A 19,262-nucleotide genomic window follows, 5' to 3' on the forward strand; every position below is an offset into this window, starting at 1 on the left:
TAAAGCAAAGAGTCTTTAATTATTTTCCAATTTTTATAGATATTGCAATATCTTTTTAAGTTCATTTTAGTTTATGTTTTGTAGATGAAACAAAACTAAGATAAAAACAAACGAATAATAGATCATGGCGGAAGAGACAGAGATGGGTTTTTTAGACCATTTGGAAGAGTTGAGATGGCATATTATGAGAGCGGTGTTCTCTATTGGAATCTTCGCAATCATTGCTTTTGTAAATGGTTCATTCATTTTCAAACATATAATTTTAGCCCCAGGACGTGTAGATTTTATTACGTATAAAATGCTTTGCCAATTATCAAATGCAATTGGCTCAGATATCTTGTGTATAGAATCCTTGCCCTTTACAATTCAAAATAGGGCGATGACAGGTCAGTTTTCGATGCACATTATGGCCTCGGCTATCATAGGTTTAGTCTTTGCCTTTCCTTATGCCTTTTGGGAAATTTGGAGGTTTGTTCGTCCAGGTTTGCACCGTCATGAGCAGAAGGCTACAAGAGGCGCAACTTTCTTCGTGACAGTTCTTTTTATGATGGGAGTCTCTTTCGGATATTTTATTGTAAGTCCGCTAGCAATCAATTTCTTGACAAACTATCAGATTGATGCGAGTATCTTGAATGAGATTGATCTTACGTCTTATGTCTCGACTTTAGCGATGATCGTGTTGGCCTGTGGTGTATTATTCCAATTACCAATTGTCGTATTTTTCTTAGCTAAGGCTGGTTTGGTGACGCCATCATTTATGCGTACTTATCGCAAGCATGCATTGGTTATGATTTTGGTGATTTCAGCAATTATTACGCCTCCAGACCCAGTGACACAGATGTTTGTAGCATTGCCAATTACCATCTTATACGAATTTAGTATCCGTTTGTGTGCTAGAGTTCATAAGAAGATGTTGAAAGAAAAAGAATTGATTTTGGGTAGCTAAACACTATCTTTTAGATATAGAAAAACGGTCTGAACTTTAGAAGTACAGACCGTTTTTTATTTATGCTAAAGTTAAAATCTAGTTCTAATTCAATTTCCCCGCTATAAAACCTGTCGTCCAAGCTGCTTGGAAATTGTAACCACCCGTAATTGCATCAATATCCAATACTTCACCGGCAAAATACAGATTCGGACACTTTCTACTTTGCATACTGTTGAAGTCAACATCGGCGAGGCTCACGCCTCCACAAGTCACAAATTCTTCTTTGAAAGTAGTTTTCCCTCTGACTTGGTAAATGTCGTTGGTGAAAATATTTACAAGTTTGTTTACTCCTTTTTTTCCTAATTCACCCCAACGTTTGTCTTGTGGCAAATCGCACTTTTCAAGCATATAAAACCACAATCTTTCGGGTAGAGAGAAAGGCTTAATATTCGCCAAAATCTTTTTTGGGTTTGCTTCAATTATGGAATATAATTGATTGGCAACAGTTTCATTGTTGATCTCATTTACCCAATTGACCTGAGCCTTGAATTCATAATTCTGTTCACTCAAAGTTCGGGCACCAAAAGCAGAAGCTTTCAAAACGGCAGGGCCACTCATACCCCAGTGCGTGACAAGTAATGGACCTTGCGATTTGTATTTCATTCCTTGAATACTCACTTGAGCGTTCTCAACTACAACTCCCATCAGTTTTGTAATAGACTCATTGGGCATATTGAAAGTAAAAAGTGATGGAACAGGGGCTTCAATCTGATGATCTAAAGTTTCTAACCACTCCAAGCCTTTTCGTTTTGGAGAACCACCAGTGGTGACAATCACTTTATCAAAAAGTTCTGGGCCATGATCTGCTCCAATAAATTCCAATTGAAGTTGTTCGCCAATAGTTTTGATACTTTTAACTCCTTTTCCCGATTGCAAATTGACACGAAGACGTCGGGCTTCACGCATAAAGCAATCAATAATCACTTGTGAGTCTTGTGCTTGAGGAAATACACAATTATCTTCTTGAATGACCAAAGGCACTCCACGACTTTCAAACCATTCCATTGTATGTTTGGTATTGAAAACTTTGAAGGCTTTTTTCAGTCTTTTTTCACCTCTTGGGTAAGCCTTTGAAAGTTCACTGATCGAGGTACAGCCATTAGTTACGTTGCAACGTCCTCCTCCAGAGATTTTTACCTTGGAAAGAAACTTATTCGATTTCTCAAAAATGCTGACTTTAGCATCTGGATGATTTTCTTTGGCTGCAATGGCCGAAAAAAATCCTGCGGCTCCACCTCCAATTACTGCAACTTTCATAGCTTGAAATTTCCTTCTAATATTCTACTTTTTCCCGATCTCCTACGAAATCAGTTTGCAAATAACACCATTAATAGTCATAAACTCAAAGTACTATCGCTTTTAGATGTTAAGCTCCAAGGTGGAGGAGTTAAATCGAATCGTGGAAATTTGATATGAAAAGAATTCGCATTCACGTCTTTTTCTGCATCTTTGTATTTTATAAGGATGGGATTTTCAAAAGGGAATTTATGTATTTGCAACAGCTGAGCTTGCTTCAATTTAAAAATTACGAAGAAGCCAAATTCGATTTCTGTGAGGGTATCAATTGCCTTGTCGGAGAGAATGGCTGTGGTAAAACAAATTTGCTAGATGCCATCCATTACCTCTCGATGACTCGGAGTGCGTTCAACCCAATTGAACAGCAGAACGTAAAACACGGACAAGACCATTATATGATTTTGGGGATGTTTGAAAAGAACAACTCTAAGTACAAGGTCAACTGTGGGTATTTTCAGCAGAAAAAAAGTTTCAGAGTCAATAAAGTAGAATACGATCGTCTGAGCGAACACATTGGCGTTTTTCCTTCGGTGCTGATCGCGCCCAATGATACGGATTTAGTGAGGGAAGGAAGCGAAGTTCGCCGAAAGTTCTTCGATAGCATGATTTCTCAGACAGATAGAGGGTATATGCAGCAGTTGATTCAGTACAATCATGTATTGAAGCAACGCAATAGCTTACTCCGGATGTATGAAGGCAGAAGAGTTGACCCAATCGTACTTCAAGTATATGATGGGCAATTATTGAAGCTTGCAAAATCCATACATCAGAAACGTAGTGAGTTTTGTGCACATTTCTTTGAGCTTTTTATCGGAAACTATAATCAGTTAAGTAATCAGAAAGAAGCCGTACAGATTCAGTACCGATCAGAGGTTGGAGAAGAAGATTACGAAGAACGATTTACAGAGGCTTTTGAGAAAGATCGGGTATTGCTCCGTACCACTAAAGGGATTCATAGGGATGATTATGTTTTTAAAATAGATAATTATGCACTTAAAAAATATGGTTCTCAAGGCCAGCAGAAGTCTTTTGTGATCAGTTTGAAACTTGCACAATTTGATATTGTCTATCGTTATACGAGTAGTAAGCCTTTATTACTTCTCGATGATATTTTCGATAAACTAGATGATTTCCGAATCAAGCAGCTTCTAGAAATGGTAGCTACAAATAAGTTTGGACAGATTTTTATCACTGATGCAAGGCCCGAACGAAGTCGGAAATTACTTGAAGATGTTGAAAGTGAAGTGCAGTTTACGGATGTAAGTAGGTTTCGCCCAATGAGAAAAGAGGATTAATTTATATAGAAGTGCAGAAATAGCGCTAACCTAAAAAAGAGATTTTATGTCGAATGATGGAAAAGTGAAGTACCGTTACCGTCAGTACAATGTTCCTCCAAAAAAACATGAAACGGTAAGTATAAAAAAGACCATGCAAAACATCATGAAGTCTTATCAGATGGAGGCACGTTATAATAATGCGATGGTAACCAAACTGTGGGCAAATATCACAGGGGCATCTATAGCAAGCCGTACACAACGTGTTTTTATAAAGAAAAAGGTACTTTATGTAGAATTGAATTCTGCACCACTTCGTCAAGAATTAAATATGAAAAGAGATAGACTTGTACAGCTCGTAAATCAGCATATGGAGGCAAATGCTGTAGAGGAAGTGAAATTTATCTAATAATAAGTTCAACTTGATTAAGAAATATTCTCAAGTAGTAAGTGTAATTTTACAGATAGTATTGTTCACTTTAAAGAGTAATACAATTTAAGTATAGAGGAAGAAGGAATGAATCTGACTCTTCGGAACTTTTTCAATATTAAGAGCTCCGAGTAGTATTTTGTATATTCCGAATAGAGTCAAAAAGATAGCATTATGGAAAACAATTATGTGGTGATCATGGCGGGAGGAGTCGGAAGTAGATTCTGGCCTTTTAGTCGTCAAAATTTCCCGAAGCAGTTTCAAGATATCTTAGGAACAGGGCGTTCGATGATTCAACAAACCGTCGATCGTTTTGAAGGTATTTGCCCAAAGGAAAATGTGTATGTAGTCACCAATGAATCTTACTACGACCTAATTAAAGAACATTTACCTTTCATTGCTGACCATCAAATACTGTTAGAGCCTGCTCGAAAAAATACAGCTCCATGTATCGCTTATGCTTGTTACAAGATTTATGCTGATAACCCAGATGCAAATATCTTAGTAGCTCCGTCAGATCATGTAATTATGAATATGCAGGAGTTCCAACGTGTATGTAAAGTTGTGTTGGATAGTGCCGAGCATACTGATTCTTTAATCACTTTAGGAATTAAACCTTCACGTCCTGATACAGGTTACGGGTACATTCAAGCTGAGCTTGATGGCTCACAGGGTGATCTGTTTAAAGTGAAAAACTTTACAGAAAAACCAAACTTAGAGAAAGCGGAGCAATTCTTAGCAAGTGGGGACTATTTGTGGAATGCAGGGATTTTTATTTGGAAGGCAGCTACAATTATCTCACAATTTGAGCAACATCTTCCAGAAGTTGCAGCTTTATTCCAAAAGGTAATGCCTTATTATCATACAGATGAAGAGGCAAAATATATCCATGAAATCTATCCACAATGTCCAGACATTTCGATCGACTATGGTATCATGGAGCATGCCGAAAGTGTTTATGTGATGCCTTCAGATTTTGGGTGGTCTGATCTTGGAACTTGGAAGTCTCTTTTCGAGTTAGCAGATAAGGATGAAGATACGAATGTACTCCAAGGTGATGTAGTTACTTATGAAACTAAGAACAGTATCATCAAGACTCCGAAAGAGCGTTTAGTTATTGTTCAAGGATTGGAGAATTATATAGTTGCTGAAAAAGACGATGTGTTAATCATTTGTCAGAAAGATCAAGAGCAACGTATCAAAGAGTTCGTTAAAAATATAAGCGAAACCAGAGGCGACAAATACAATTAATTGGACATATTTGTTTTTGTGTTGACCCGACAGTCTTTCGAGATTTGTCGGGTTTTTCTTTTTATAAATCTTAATGTTCAGATTGGTGAAATTTCTCTTTGCTTTTTCACTACATCAATCCTATCATTTATGGATACGTTAATATCCGTTAGCTGAAAATTTTATAATGAATAAATATTCACCTAAGCGGGAGCGTATGTTATCACTAATTCCTCTTGTACTATTCAAAGTTGCTAAAACACCTACTTAGAACTGTTTTTTCGCAGTTTCAAATCTCTTAATAACTTTAAATATTTTTAGAGTAAAATTGAAAATATCGTAAATAGTGTAGCTAATACATTTAAATATTTCAAAAATTAATATTTCCTAACAATTTGTTTTCAAAGAAATAAGTGTTTTCTTAGTAAAATATTAATACTATTTCTGAGTATATTTGAAGGTTGACAGAAGATTCTGTAAACCAAAGGTTAGAGCATATAATACATTTCAGATTAACAAACTGACATTAAAATACTCTCTCTAGGACTCTATGAGTCCGTTTTTTGGCGTGTCTAAACACTACTAAATGCCTTGCCTTGTTGCATAGGCCTTAAATATTACGCTTTGAGAAGTATTCATTGGATACTGAAATTCATTTAATACAAAGTGCATCATGCAAATAGGAGTACTAAAAGAACTACATGACCAAAGGGTGGCTATTACACCTGACTTGGTTAAAAAACTAGTTAAAAGTGGACATGAGGTAGTTTTCGAGAGCGGTGCTGGAGCAAAAGCTTTTGCCCAAGACGATGCTTACGAAGCTGCTGGTGCTAAGGCGCAAAATCGTGAAGCTGTAGTAGCTTCTTCTGATTTGTTAATGACAATCAAACCGATAGCGAAAGAGGAAATCGCTCAATTGAAAGACGGAGCAGTGCTTGTTTCTCAATTTCAGCCTTTCCAAGACGCTGCAGTTTGTGATGACTTCAGCACAAAGAACTTATCTACGTTCAGTTTTGACATGATCCCTAGAACGACTATCGCTCAGTCTATGGATATTCTTTCATCTATGGCTTCTATCTCAGGTTATAAAGCTGTATTGAAAGCGACTGAAGCTTTACCTCGCTACGTACCGATGCTTTCTTCAGCAGCGGGTACTATTCCTCCATCTAAAGTATTGATTTTGGGAGCAGGAGTAGCAGGTCTTCAGGCAATTGCAACAGCAAAACGCTTGGGTGGACAAGTTGAGGCTTTTGATACCCGTGCAGCTTCTAAAGAAGAAGTAATGTCTTTGGGTGCTAAGTTTGTAGAAGTAGCAGGTGCTGCTGACGACAAAGGTGCTGGAGGATATGCTGTAGAGCAATCAGAAGAGTACAAGCAAAAGCAACAAGCGCTTATTAAGGAGAAAATCCAGAAAGCGGATATCGTAATTACTACAGCTCAGTTGAGAGGACGTCCAGCTCCTACATTGATCACAGAAGAAATGGTTCAGAACATGAAACCAGGTTCTGTAATCGTAGATTTGGCTTCTTCTACAGGTGGTAACTGCCCACTTACAGAAGATAAAAAATCTGTAGTGAAGCATGGTGTAACGATCATTGGTGATTCAGAACTTTCTGATTTACTGCCTGAGCAGGCTTCACAATTGTATAGCCGTAACATCGAAAACTACTTGAAAATTTTCTTAAATGAAGAAGGTATTTCATATGATTTCGAAAACCAAATTATCCGTGAAAGCTGTCTAGTATTCAAGGGTAAGAAAGTATACGGAGATACTGATCAATTACTTCCTAAAAAAGAAGAAGTAGCTGAAAGTGTAGAGGCTTAAGCCCTCCTTTTTGATTCATTTATTTTAAAAGAATTACAATGGAACTGTTAATAAATTTTCTAGATCAATACCTAGCAATTATCACGGTACTTGTATTGGCTTCATTCTTAGGAATGGAGATTATCGGGAAAGTACCTACTGTATTGCACACGCCGCTTATGTCGGGTGCAAATGCAATTTCGGGTGTAGTAGTTATCGGAGCTGTTATTCTGATTCGTAGAGCAGAAGCGACTGACTACATCACTCTTGTACTTGGTTTCTTAGGAATCGTGCTTGCAATGATCAATGTTGTAGGTGGTTTCGCAGTAACCAACCGTATGCTTGACATGTTCAAGAAAAAGAAAAAATAAGGACCTATCGGGAACACATTGTTCTTCGACAGATTTTTCAACACTATTAAACTGGAATTACAGTGAATAACATTATAGATTTTCTGTATCTGATTAGTATTGTCGTTTTCATCGTAGGTCTGAAAGGACTTTCACACCCTGAAACGGCACGTAAAGGTAACTTGACTGCAGCCTTCGCAATGGGCGCAGCAATCATAATCTCTCTTTTTGCTCCAATGGAAGCAGGTGACAACAATTACCTTTGGATCATTGGTGGTATGCTTGTAGGTAGTGCAATTGGCCTTACAGCTGCCAAAAAAGTAGAGATGACAAAAATGCCAGAAATGGTATCTCTTTTCAATGGTTTGGGTGGTGCTTGTGCCATGCTTATCGGTATTGTAGAATTCAAACACTTGCCTGCTGGTACTGAAATGGTAAGCGGTGCGGTGTTCGCAAATATTTTCGCACTATTTATTGGTGCAGTATCTTTTACAGGTTCACTTATCGCTTGGGGTAAATTGAATGGTTCTCTTCGTGACAACTTGAAACTACCTTTCCCACAAGTATTGAATATCCTTACTTTGGTAGCGATTATTGGAGCAAGTGCATTACTAATGAGCAAGCCAGAGCTTGATTTTAACTTAGTATTTGCCATCCTAGGATTGTCATTGTTCTACGGTGTAGCATTCGTAACACCAATTGGTGGTGGTGATATGCCTGTAGTAATTTCATTATTGAACTCGTTTACGGGTATTGGTGCAACAGGAGCAGGTTTGATCTACGGAAATGATATCATGATTGTAGGTGGTATCTTGGTAGGTGCTTCGGGTATCATTCTTACAGTAATGATGTGTGAGGCAATGAACCGTTCATTGATCAATGTAATTATTGGAGGTCTTGGTGCTTCAAGCGGTGGAAGTGGTTCTGACCGTGAGCAAGTAGTAAAAGAAGTAAACCCTTCTGACCTTGCAATTCAATTGAAATATTCTGACAAAGTGACGATCGTACCAGGTTACGGTTTGGCTGTAGCACAAGCGCAGCACATTTGTCATGAGATTGAATCTATTCTTGAAGAAGAAGGAGTAGAAGTGAAATATGCAATTCACCCAGTAGCAGGTCGTATGCCAGGTCATATGAACGTACTTTTGGCTGAATCTGATGTTTCTTACGACAAACTTCAAGAACTAGAGGCTGCAAACTCAGAATTCCCTACTACAGATGTGGTATTGGTAATTGGAGCAAATGACGTTGTAAACCCTTCTGCAAAAGAAGATACAGCTTCTCCAATCTATGGTATGCCAATCTTGGATGTAGAGCTAGCGAAGAACGTTGTAGTCTTCAAACGTGGTATGAGTACTGGTTACGCTGGTGTTCAGAACCCACTATTCTTTGGCGATCGTACAAAGATGCTTTTCGGAGATGCAAAAGCTTCTTTGACAAAATTGAAAGAAGAAATCGCCAATGCTTAATTCTTAGAATTGATTGCGAAAATCCGATTTATATTAGCCATACAGCTTTAGAGTTGTGTGGCTTTTTTTGTATCCTTATTTAGTTTGCATCGTAAACTACTTGACGTTTTGTGAATAAAAGATTTTTTTAAATGAATGAACATGAAAAGGAGTTATGGGAAAATATTCGATCTTATCAGATAGGGGCAGCGCAATCAGCATTATCTTTTTCAGATCGTTTAGCAAGAGAAAATAATTGGTCGCTGAAGTATGCACTCAGAGTTATTTTTGAATACAAAAAGTTTATTTTTTTGATTTGTGTAGATAAGGGGCCATTTACTCCATCAGATGAAGTAGATCAGGCTTGGCACTTACATTTACTCTATACCGAAGATTATTGGGAAGACTTTTGTGGAGAGTTGTTACAAACAAAAATCCATCATGGGCCAACAAAAGGAGGACAGTCAGAACGAGTGAAATACACTGATTTGTATGAACAGACCTTGAAACGTTATGAATCTTTTTTTGGAGAAAAGCCTCCATCGGATATTTGGCCGTCTACAGAAATCCGATTTTCTAAAGTCAACTTTATAAGAGTCTTGAAAGAAGACTATTTTTTTATTCCCAAAAAACTAAAAACAATACTATCCTCATGGAAGAACTTAAAGAAATAAGCCCTGCTGAATTAAAGGTGTTTTTAGCACCTCGTGTAAGTAAAGTTGGAGAATTATTACACCTTACATTTTTAGATTTAGTAAAGAGAGGTGTACTGAAATATACCGAAAATGAATATCGAGAAGTTGAGGCAGGGCCTAAGCTCACCGAAAATACTTATAAAGCACATGAAGCTCTTTTTACAGAAATCTTTCAGCAGAATAAAGAATTAAAAATTACGCTTTCTGAGTTGTTGTCATTAGTAAAGGAAGGAATAAAAACGACTACACATTTTAAATGGCATTATCTTATAAAGTCAACTCTGAGAAGGTATTATTATCAAGCCACATCATATAGTATATATAGGTTTTTGTTTGCTATTTCTTTGAACTATAAAGGCGTTTTAAGTAGAGATGAGTTACTCGCGGAATATCAGTCTTATGAAGAAGCATGGAAAGATGGTTCAATAGATGAGAATATTAAAAGAAATCTATTAGATAAAGTAGGGGGTAATGAATTAAAGATTAGAGTTCTTTTTGGGGATGATTTTCTTAAAAATGAAGAAGCGATAAAAGAAGGAAAAGAAAGAGTAGAAGAGGGCGGATTTATTGAGTTTATGGATGGAGATACAATAGATGTTCTTATTGAAAATACCTCTGAGTATTTTCTCGATAGTTTTGAAATAACAGAAATTAGTACTGATAGTGGATGGTTTTCTAGTTGGGGGAGTGATAGTGGAGGATGGTTTTCTGGAGGAGATAGCGATAATGGTTGTAGTAGTAGCGGTTGCAGCAGTAGTGGCTGCAGTGGATGTGGCGGAGGATGCGGAAGTTAGTTCAATAAAAAAGAGAAGTACAAACTTGAGTACTTCTCTTCTAATATTTTTAGTGCTTATGATATAAAAAGGCTTATTGTAACTGAGCCAATTTATTCTTTAGTGTTGTCAAAATTCCACTGATATGACGGTCTAGCTCGGCGCCAGCCATAATTGGGTCTACAGCGGAAATATCGTTTTTATAGTTGTTCTTAACATCTTCCATAAAAGCTTGAAGAGAAACTAGTTGGAAAGTGCTTAGTCTTGTACTGAACTTGTGTTTTACAGCGCTGAATAATTCAGGATCATGATTATTTAAAGCTTGCTTTAGCTTTGGATAATCAGTCTCGAATTCTTCAATAGATATTTTCAAAAATTCTTGATAACCATTCAAATCGCCATCGTAAAGCTCGTCTGTAAAGCTGAAGTCCATAGTATAATTAGAAGTCATATCTCGTATCTTTTTTTTATGATAGTTGGTAGATTATGGGTGAGTCTTCCTTGTGCAGAAATCTAAACTCAAACAAAGATATATTTTTCGCTAGCTAAACTAGGGTCTAACCTCCTAATAATCTTTAAGCTAATTCCTAAGAAATTTGAATTAGGGCGTACTAAATAAAACTACAGTTGTTTTAGAATAATTCCTTACAATATTTTGGCAAATGTTTATTACTCAGGAGAATGTATAGCCAGAGAATAATAAATATGAAATTGGAATTCCTACCGCTAAAATTGAGAAGAAAGTAAATAGTGAAACTTGAAAGCGTCTGTTTGAAGATTCTGTAAGGTTTAGTGTTTTACGGAGTACATCATAAAAATTAAGGCATATCAAACCATAAAGTCCGATGCTAATCCAAATTCCTACATAATAATATTGTCCATTGAAGGCATCAAATAAACAGAGGTGAGAAGGAAGGCCATATATAAATTTGATGTAATGATATTTAATTGCAAAATAAGAACTCAGAGTAAATGCTAGGCTCATCAGCAGTGTCAGCTTACTTTTTCTCCAAAAGAAACAAATGGCGAGTAAGAGGTATGAGCCAATATGCAAACCAATGAGTTGTGTAGAAGAAAAGTTGGATACTGCATTTTGGAAAAAAGCATCTTGTTTGGCACTACTAAATGATAGACTACAACAGGTTGTTATAATATCTGGTGAAATCTCTACATAATATAGTACAGTGAAAACAAGGTCAGTAAGTGCGATAAGCATAGAAGGAAAAACCAACCAATATTTTTTAGGAGTTAGCGGATAGTCAGGTGCTTTATCGTCAATAGCATTCAATACCAAAAAGCTGAAATACACAAACACTCCTCCCATTTTCAAGAATAGTAATGGGTAGCCATATGAATTGAGAGCTAAAGTACCAGCAGCACACATTGCACCCTTTATGATCTGAGGAAGGTGAATATTGACGGTAAAAAGAAAAATTAATAAAAGTAGAATCTGAAAAACTAAGGTAGCCTGAAGAATGGATGCTAAAAGATAAGTCTTGCGTTCCATCTGAAGCTGTTGCTCATCATATTTTGAGGCATTCCAATTCCGAATGAAACCAATAGACTGAAAGCTGGCAAAAACCAATAAAATAACAGAGCAACTACCCCCAATAAGTTGCGTGATCACCCAATGATCTGTTAGCATAACTCCAAGTGTTTTTAGTTTAGGAAGATCAGTATATAAAATACTGTTTTACCTATAAAGTTAGGAGACTATTCAAATGTTTGGAATTTCGAGCCGCGATATAACATTTGTTAATATGCAAAGAAGTGCAAATACTGAAGATAAATGCTAAACATAAACTCTACTATATTCACCTCCTTTCGGATAAAATGAACAGAAACGTTCATGTGTGAGAGGAAAAATAAATTCAATTCGGATTTTTTAGATACAGGATATGAGTACAGATAAACCTTGGATAAACAATTACTTAGAGGGAGTTTCCTCAGAAATTGACCCAGATAAATACAAGTCGATCGTAGAACTGCTAGAGATAAGTGTACTCAAGTTTGCCCAACTTCCCGCTTTTGAGTGTATGGGGAAAAGCATCACTTATCAGCAATTGGATGAATATTCAAAAGCTTTTGCGGCTTACATGCAACATTTAGGATTGGAGAAAGGTGATCGTATTGCTATTCAAATGCCAAACATTCTTCAATATCCAGTGGCTTTGTTTGGCGCTTTAAAGGCAGGACTTACCGTTGTCAATACAAATCCATTGTATACAACTCGTGAAATGGAGCATCAGTTTTCAGATGCAGAAGTGAAGGCTGTGGTAGTTGTTTCAAACTTCGCAAGTAAAGTTGAGCAAGTTCTCAAGACGAACACAAGCATTGAGCATGTCATCATCACCGATATCGGAGATATGTTAGGCTTGTTGAAAGGTACAGTTGTCAACTTGGCGGTGAAGTATCTGAAAAATATGGTTCCTTCCTATTCGATAAAGGGAAGTACAAGCTTCAATAAAATTTTGAAGGAAGGAAAAGACATGTTACTGACTCCAGTAGATATTCAACCAGACGATCATGCTTTTCTTCAATATACAGGTGGTACAACAGGGGTAGCCAAAGGTGCTGTTCTTTCTCATAAAAATATCATTACCAATGTAGAGCAGTGTCAAGCTTGGATGAATCATTTGGAGGAAGGAAAAGAAGTTGTGATAACACCTCTACCTCTTTATCATGTCTTTTCACTTACCGTAAATGGTTTAATGTGTAGTACAAAATTGGGTGCGAAAATCGTTTTGATTACAAACCCAAGAGACATGAAAGGTTTCATAAAAGAACTCAAAAAGCAACCATTTACAGTAATTACTGGAGTAAACACACTCTTCAATGCTTTGCTAAATCAAGGGAAATTTGCAGACTTAGATTTTTCTAACCTTAAACTCGTGATTGCGGGTGGTATGGCTGTAAATACCTCAGTGTCTCAAAGATGGCAAAAGTTGACTGGTAAGCCACTTTTAGAAGGCTATGGACTTACCGAAACCTCTCCTGTAGTGACTTGTCAGCCCTATGCAGGCAAAATTAAAGAAGGTTCTATCGGGATGCCATTCCCGAGTGTAGAGGTTGTTGTAAAGGATGAGGAAGGAAACGATTTACCTCAAGGAGATGTCGGTGAAATCTGTGTGAGAGGTACTCAAGTAACTTCGGGCTATTGGCAAAGAGAAAAAGAAACCGCAGAAGCTTTCTTTGAAGGAAACTGGTTTAGAACTGGTGATGTTGGCTACATGGATGAAGATGGTTACTTCTACATTGTAGATCGAAAAAAGGATATGATCAATGTTTCTGGTTTCAATGTTTACCCAAACGAGATCGAAGATGTATTGATGATGCATGAAGGAGTAGCCGAAGTAGCAGTGATTGGAGTGCCACATGAAAAGTCAATGGAAGCTGTGAAAGCCTTTGTGGTAAAAAAAGATGAACACCTCACAGATGAAATTGTGAAGAAATTCTGTAAGCAAAATCTAACAGCCTACAAGATTCCAAAGTACGTTGAGTTCCGTACTGAACTACCAAAATCCAATGTTGGGAAGGTACTTCGTAAGGATTTGCGCATGGAAGAATTGCAGAAATATGAAAAAATAATGAAAAAAGGAGAAAAATAATTTTTGCAATATATAAACTTGAAAAAGAGTCTTTTATGCGGTTTTTGATGCCCTGAGGGCTCTTTTTGAAGTTTTAATAAATGTGAAAATAGTAGTTTTTTTTGATGCAAAGTTTGCACGTTCGGAAATTGGTCGTACCTTTGCATCGCTTTCAACGGAAACGCAGTTCGAAAGAACGGAAAATTAAGCGAGAATAGCTCAGTTGGTAGAGCACAACCTTGCCAAGGTTGGGGTCGCGGGTTCGAGTCCCGTTTCTCGCTCAATGCCTATCTTAGGCGCCGGGATGGTGGAACTGGTAGACACGCAAGACTTAAAATCTTGTGGCCGCAAGGCCGTGCGGGTTCGATTCCCGCTCCTGGTACTATTTTGGAAAGCGAGAATAGCTCAGTTGGTAGAGCACAACCTTGCCAAGGTTGGGGTCGCGGGTTCGAGTCCCGTTTCTCGCTCTAAAAAGGGATTCGATAGACATCGAATCCCTTTTTTTATTCTTTTTTATATTTCCATTTCTTGGCTATACAAGGGCTTTCTCTTATTTTTGAGTTTTGTGTAAAGCAGCGACGGAGAAAGCGAACTATTAGAAAACCACTTTTTTTTAGCTGAAAATTGAAATTATCAAGAGACAGAAGATAATAGGTATACTATGGCAATCATTAGTAAAATACGAGAGAAATCAGGTTTGGCCGTAGGAGCAATCGCAATTGGTCTTATCGGTTTTGTTGTGGGCGGAGATCTGCTCTCAGGCAATTCAAGATTATTAGGGTCGAACAAGCAAATCGTTGGAGAAATCAACGGGATGGAAATTGACCGTCAAGAGTTCGAAACTGAATTAGAGAGACAACGTGCATTGTACAGCAATCAGCTAGGGCAATATCCTGCTGCTAGAGAAATGCAAATCCTAAGAGACCGTGCTTGGAATGCTTTCATCGAAAAGTATGCGTACGATGCAGAGTATGACAAGCTAGGCTTGAAAGTAACGCCTGAAGAATTGGAAGATATGATCAAGGGGAATAATATCCACCCATACTTGAAGCAATCTCCAATCTTTTTAGATTCTCTTGGAAACTTCTCAAAGGAAAGAGTAATCCAATATTTAGGAGCTTTGAAGCAACAAGGTGCTAACTCTCCTGCATATGTTGAGTTCATGAACTTTGAGCAACAACTTCCAGGGCTTCGTGTAAGACAGAAATATGAAAACTTACTTTCTACTTCAAACTACGCAACTGATCTAGAAGGTAAGAAAGAATACGAAAAGCAAAATACAAAAGCAGATGTTGCTTACTTGTATGTGCCTTTCTACAGTGTAGCTGATTCTTTAGTAGAAGTTTCAAACGGTGAGTTGAAAGACTACTACAACAGCCACAAAGAAGACTTCAAAAGAGACGAAACAAGATCTATCCAGTTTGTAAGTTTCTCAATTGCACCTTCAGCAGATGATAAAGCTGCTTTGGAAAGAGAAGTAAATGGGTTGAAACAACCATTTGCAGAAGCAGTAGACGATTCAGTTTTTGTACAATCAAATACAGAAGCTGCAGCTCCATTCATGAGTGTAAACGCAACTGGTGTTCCTTCAACTTTGGATATCAACAAACTTGAGAAAGGTGAAGTAGCAGGTCCATTCTTTGCTGCAAATGCTTACAGACTTTATAAAGTTATGGACGTAGAGAAAGATACAGTTCTTTCTGCTCGTGCTAGCCATATCTTGATCAAAGCAGGTGATGACAAAGCAGCTGCTAAGAAAGAGGCTCAAGGTATCTTGAATGAAATCAAAGGTGGTGCTGACTTTGCTCAAATGGCAAGAAAGCACGGACAAGACGGTACAAAAGCAAAAGGTGGTGACTTGAACTGGTTCTCTGAAGGAGCTATGGTTAAGCCATTCAATGATGCTGTATTTAAAGCGAAGAAAACAGGTCTTCTTCCAAGATTGGTAGAAACTGAGTTCGGATACCACATCATTGATGTTACTGAAACTGCAACTGACAAGAAAGTAGTTCTTGGAGTAGTTGAAAGACCATTGAATCCTTCTGAGCGTACAATCAACGAAGCATTCACTAAAGCTGGTCGTTTTGCGGCATCAAGCAAAGACAAAGGAGATTTCGAAGAAAATGCTAAAGCTGATTCGTTATTCATCCAACAAGCTATCGATTTGAGAGCTGACGCTAGAAACATCAACAACATCTACGGTGATGAGGTAAGACCATTGATCCGTTGGGCATTTGATGAGGATACAAACAATGGTGACGTATCTGACGAGTTCCAATTGAATGATAACTATGTAGTAGTTAACTTGATCGGATCAAAAGACGAAGGTTATGAGTCTTTCGAGTCAGTAAAAGACCAAGTGAAAAGAGAAGTATTAAAAGCTAAGAAAGGTGAGTATATCGCTAAGAAGTTGAAAGAAACTTCTGCAGACAACCTTGGTGCTATGGCTGCCGCTTACGGTAAAGGTGCTAAAACAGGTTCTGCTGCAGACTTAGCATTTGGTGCAAGCTCTATTTCAGGTATCGGATTTGCTCCTAAGACTATCGGTACTGTATTCACAATGAAAGCTGGCGATGAGTCTGCTCCTATCATTGATGATAATGGTGTTGTAGTTGTAAACGTAGAGAATATCACTAACGCATTGGAAACTGCAGATTATTCAATCTACAAAGGACAAATCAACCAACGTCAGAACAACTCTACTACTTACAAAATTGGTAGAGCAATCACTGACTTGAGTGAAGTAAAAGACAACAGAGCGAAATTCTATTAATAGATATATCGCTTGAAAATATAAACGGGATGTTCTCTTTAGAGAGCATCCCGTTTTTTTATATCATGAAAAATTGAAATTAAGGAACAGGGTCATATCCACTTCCTCCCCAAGGATGGCATTTTCCAATTCTTTTTAAACCAAGCTTAAGCCCTTTTACGGGGCCATGTTTTTTTATTGCTTCAATCATATACTGAGAGCAAGTAGGTGAGTATCTGCAAGAGGCAGGGGTGTAGGGTGATATTCCTTGTTGATAGAACCGAACAAGAAAAATTAATGTCTTCTCAGTAAATGATTTCATCTTTTCGCGTGCGTATTTTTTGTTTTTATATACCTTAAAAATACTAATTCTTGAATGTAAAGTTTCATAATTAAGGTGATTATGAAATGAAAAAGGCTTAGACTTGAGATATATTTTTACTCTGAAGTGAGTTGGAAGTATTTAAAGGTATTAGATTAATAGAATGATTTAAAGTCATTAAAATTAGGTGTATTTGCTTTGACGAATATCTTAAATGCTTGATTTTAGAAAGATTTGACTCTAATGTGGTATATTTTTGTTTAAAAAAATTACATAACCGTATTAGTAAATCTGTAAATTCCTATTAAATTGCCAATGCGATTTTAAACAAATGCTAATAATCAAAAGCGACAACAGATGAGTGTTCTTGTAAATAAAGATTCCAAGGTCATAGTCCAAGGTTTTACAGGGTCAGAGGGAACGTTTCACGCGTCTCAAATGATCGAGTACGGAACAAATGTAGTAGGTGGAGTAACTCCAGGAAAAGGAGGACAACTTCATTTAGATCGACCAGTATTCAATACAGTTTCAGATGCAGTAGAAGCTACTGAGGCAAACGTATCAATTATTTTTGTACCGCCAGCATTCGCAGCAGATGCTATTATGGAAGCTGCTGAAGCGGGTATCAAAGTTATTATAACTATTACAGAAGGTATTCCTGTAGCTGATATGGTGAAAGTGAAAGAATACTTGGTAGGTAAAGATGTTCGTATGATCGGACCAAACTGTCCAGGTGTTATCACTCCAGAAGAAGCTAAAGTAGGTATCATGCCTGGTTTTATCTTTAAGAAAGGTAGAGTAGGTATCGTATCAAAATCAGGAACTCTTACTTATGAAGCTGCAGACCAAATTGTGAAAGCAGGTTTTGGTGTTTCTACAGCAATTGGTATTGGTGGAGACCCAATCATTGGTACAACTACGAAAGAAGCTGTTGAGTTGTTGATGAATGACGATGAAACTGATGCTATCGTGATGATCGGTGAGATTGGTGGTAACCTAGAAGCTGACGCTGCAAGATGGATTCAATCTCAAGGAAATCCTAAACCAGTTGTTGGATTTATCGCAGGTCAAACTGCTCCTAAAGGTAAGAGAATGGGACACGCTGGTGCTATCATTGGTGGAGCTGACGATACAGCTGAAGCTAAAATGAGAATCATGGGTGAGTGTGGCATTCACGTAGTACAATCTCCAGCAGATATCGGAGAAACTATGGTTAAAGCTTTGAACGAGTTGGCAAAAGCTTAATAACATAGTACAAAATAAATAAAAAGGCGATACTCTTTATTTCAAGAGTATCGCCTTTTTTATCGTTTATAATTTGTTATTTCGAGCTTCGATATACAGGAGTTGTTTTAGAGAAGGTGACGATGAATGCATCTTTATAACCTTTTCTTTTCATTTCCTGTACCAATCTATTCGCATCTGCTTTACTGTACTCTCTTCCTACCATATACTGATACTTATATTTATTAGAAGTATCGGTTTTAAATACATCAATTCGTCTATTTACAGACTTAAATTTACTAGAGTTCGGATCAACATATTTGATGGAAGACATGATTTGTACTTTGTAATAAGGAAACTTTTGCTGTCCTTTTTTAGAGGGTTTGTAATGCTCTAAAATATAAGTTCTTACCCCTCTAAATATCGCTGAAGCAATTAAGCTTTGACCTTCTCCAGAATTTAGAAATGCTTCTTCCTTTCGGTTAGACATAAATCCTGCTTCTACCAATATAGCAGGCATATTAGTGTACTGAAGTACTTGAAGGTTGTGTCTACGATCGGCTTTATCTTTTACCCCCCAACTTTTTCGTCCAGCTCGGTCTCTGAACTGTTTTTCAACTAGATCAGCTAGCTTACGGCTTTCATTAAATCCATGACTCTGAATATGTGTTTGGGTACCGTAATTTGAACGATTATTTGAAGAGTTACAATGGATACTGATGAAGAGATCAGCATTGTTCTCATTAGCAATCTTTACACGTTCATCCAAAGACACGTATTTATCGGTCATTCGTGTATATAGGATTTTTACGTTTTTCACCCTTTCAGAGAGGTAACCTCCTAGGCGATAAGCAATATCTAAATTGAGGTCTTTTTCATGTTTTTTAGACGCACTTCCTCTGGGTTTTCCCGGATCTTTTCCACCGTGTCCAGGATCAATTACGATAGTTACAGGAAAGGGGGCTTTCTTTACAACTACCGAAGGATCACTCTTTTGAGCTAAAGCTGAATGAGTGAAAAATAACAATAAATTAAAATATAAGAATATAAACGATCGAGAACTCATCTCTTGGCTGATTTCGAGTCTAA

General features: G+C 37.4%; 17 protein-coding genes and 3 tRNA genes. 15 read left to right on the top strand and 5 right to left on the bottom strand.

Annotated elements, in window-relative coordinates; all coding sequences use genetic code 11:
* Window positions 1-124: 124 nt before the first annotated feature.
* Window positions 125-946: a twin-arginine translocase subunit TatC gene (gene tatC, locus BC781_RS23330; protein WP_109622562.1), complete on the top strand. Its 822-nt coding sequence runs from the start codon at window positions 125-127 to the stop codon at window positions 944-946.
* Between the two features lie 84 nt (window positions 947-1,030).
* Here the strand turns inward: tatC and BC781_RS23335 are convergent, their stop codons facing one another.
* A complete protein-coding gene (locus BC781_RS23335) occupies window positions 1,031-2,245 on the bottom strand; it encodes a BaiN/RdsA family NAD(P)/FAD-dependent oxidoreductase (RefSeq protein WP_109622564.1) in 1,215 nt (404 codons plus the stop codon).
* Between the two features lie 230 nt (window positions 2,246-2,475).
* Here BC781_RS23335 and recF point away from each other — a divergent pair, with 230 nt between their 5' ends.
* The 8 genes from recF (at window position 2,476) to BC781_RS23375 (ending at window position 10,309) form a co-directional block, all read left to right on the top strand.
* Window positions 2,476-3,579 carry a DNA replication/repair protein RecF gene (gene recF / locus BC781_RS23340; protein ID WP_109622566.1) on the top strand — a complete coding sequence of 368 codons (1,104 nt, stop codon included), beginning with the start codon at window positions 2,476-2,478 and terminating at the stop codon, window positions 3,577-3,579.
* Between the two features lie 46 nt (window positions 3,580-3,625).
* Window positions 3,626-3,967 carry a DUF721 domain-containing protein gene (locus BC781_RS23345; protein WP_109622568.1) on the top strand — a complete coding sequence of 114 codons (342 nt, stop codon included), beginning with the start codon at window positions 3,626-3,628 and terminating at the stop codon, window positions 3,965-3,967.
* Window positions 3,968-4,162: 195 nt separating this feature from the next.
* Window positions 4,163-5,239 (top strand): mannose-1-phosphate guanylyltransferase, encoded by a 1,077-nt coding sequence (locus BC781_RS23350; protein WP_109622570.1) that lies wholly within the window; start codon window positions 4,163-4,165, stop codon window positions 5,237-5,239.
* A gap of 652 nt (window positions 5,240-5,891) precedes the next feature.
* The gene (locus tag BC781_RS23355) at window positions 5,892-7,043 is read left to right on the top strand and encodes a Re/Si-specific NAD(P)(+) transhydrogenase subunit alpha (protein WP_109622572.1); all 1,152 of its coding nucleotides are present in this window, start codon (window positions 5,892-5,894) and stop codon (window positions 7,041-7,043) included.
* Between the two features lie 38 nt (window positions 7,044-7,081).
* Entirely contained in the window at window positions 7,082-7,393 is a 312-nt protein-coding gene (locus BC781_RS23360; RefSeq protein WP_109622574.1) for an NAD(P) transhydrogenase subunit alpha, read from the top strand.
* A gap of 62 nt (window positions 7,394-7,455) precedes the next feature.
* The gene (locus tag BC781_RS23365; RefSeq protein WP_317047254.1) at window positions 7,456-8,841 is read left to right on the top strand and encodes an NAD(P)(+) transhydrogenase (Re/Si-specific) subunit beta; all 1,386 of its coding nucleotides are present in this window, start codon (window positions 7,456-7,458) and stop codon (window positions 8,839-8,841) included.
* Between the two features lie 131 nt (window positions 8,842-8,972).
* Window positions 8,973-9,494, top strand: a complete 522-nt coding sequence (locus BC781_RS23370; protein WP_109622576.1) for a glycine-rich domain-containing protein — start codon at window positions 8,973-8,975, stop codon at window positions 9,492-9,494.
* Entirely contained in the window at window positions 9,473-10,309 is an 837-nt protein-coding gene (locus tag BC781_RS23375; protein ID WP_109622579.1) for a hypothetical protein, read from the top strand. Before BC781_RS23370 ends, BC781_RS23375 begins: the two co-directional genes overlap by 22 nt.
* 73 nt (window positions 10,310-10,382) lie before the next feature.
* Here BC781_RS23375 and BC781_RS23380 read toward each other — a convergent pair whose 3' ends face one another.
* Window positions 10,383-10,739 carry a hypothetical protein gene (locus BC781_RS23380; protein WP_109622581.1) on the bottom strand — a complete coding sequence of 119 codons (357 nt, stop codon included), beginning with the start codon at window positions 10,737-10,739 and terminating at the stop codon, window positions 10,383-10,385.
* 222 nt (window positions 10,740-10,961) lie between these two features.
* Window positions 10,962-11,933, bottom strand: coding sequence for a hypothetical protein (locus tag BC781_RS23385; RefSeq protein WP_109622582.1), 972 nt, complete (start codon window positions 11,931-11,933; stop codon window positions 10,962-10,964).
* A 253-nt stretch (window positions 11,934-12,186) separates the two neighbouring features.
* Here BC781_RS23385 and BC781_RS23390 point away from each other — a divergent pair, with 253 nt between their 5' ends.
* The 5 genes from BC781_RS23390 (at window position 12,187) to BC781_RS23410 (ending at window position 16,648) form a co-directional block, all read left to right on the top strand.
* The gene (locus BC781_RS23390; protein WP_109622584.1) at window positions 12,187-13,896 is read left to right on the top strand and encodes an AMP-binding protein; all 1,710 of its coding nucleotides are present in this window, start codon (window positions 12,187-12,189) and stop codon (window positions 13,894-13,896) included.
* A gap of 187 nt (window positions 13,897-14,083) precedes the next feature.
* Window positions 14,084-14,156, top strand: a tRNA-Gly gene (locus BC781_RS23395).
* A 17-nt stretch (window positions 14,157-14,173) separates the two neighbouring features.
* Window positions 14,174-14,257, top strand: a tRNA-Leu gene (locus tag BC781_RS23400).
* A 12-nt stretch (window positions 14,258-14,269) separates the two neighbouring features.
* Window positions 14,270-14,342 (top strand) — tRNA-Gly (locus BC781_RS23405).
* Window positions 14,343-14,536: 194 nt separating this feature from the next.
* The gene (locus tag BC781_RS23410) at window positions 14,537-16,648 is read left to right on the top strand and encodes a peptidylprolyl isomerase (protein ID WP_109622586.1); all 2,112 of its coding nucleotides are present in this window, start codon (window positions 14,537-14,539) and stop codon (window positions 16,646-16,648) included.
* Window positions 16,649-16,727: 79 nt separating this feature from the next.
* On the opposite strand, the gene yidD is transcribed toward BC781_RS23410, so the two are convergent.
* On the bottom strand, window positions 16,728-16,949 hold the full coding sequence (gene yidD / locus BC781_RS23415) for a membrane protein insertion efficiency factor YidD (RefSeq protein WP_109622588.1): 222 nt from the start codon (window positions 16,947-16,949) through the stop codon (window positions 16,728-16,730).
* Window positions 16,950-17,306: 357 nt separating this feature from the next.
* Between yidD and sucD the strand changes: the two genes are divergently transcribed.
* Window positions 17,307-18,194: a succinate--CoA ligase subunit alpha gene (sucD, locus tag BC781_RS23420; RefSeq protein WP_109622590.1), complete on the top strand. Its 888-nt coding sequence runs from the start codon at window positions 17,307-17,309 to the stop codon at window positions 18,192-18,194.
* A gap of 76 nt (window positions 18,195-18,270) precedes the next feature.
* Here sucD and BC781_RS23425 read toward each other — a convergent pair whose 3' ends face one another.
* Window positions 18,271-19,239, bottom strand: coding sequence for an N-acetylmuramoyl-L-alanine amidase family protein (locus tag BC781_RS23425; RefSeq protein WP_109622592.1), 969 nt, complete (start codon window positions 19,237-19,239; stop codon window positions 18,271-18,273).
* Window positions 19,240-19,262: the final 23 nt, after the last annotated feature.

The organism is Sediminitomix flava (assembly GCF_003149185.1).
GTDB lineage: Bacteria > Bacteroidota > Bacteroidia > Cytophagales > Flammeovirgaceae > Sediminitomix > Sediminitomix flava.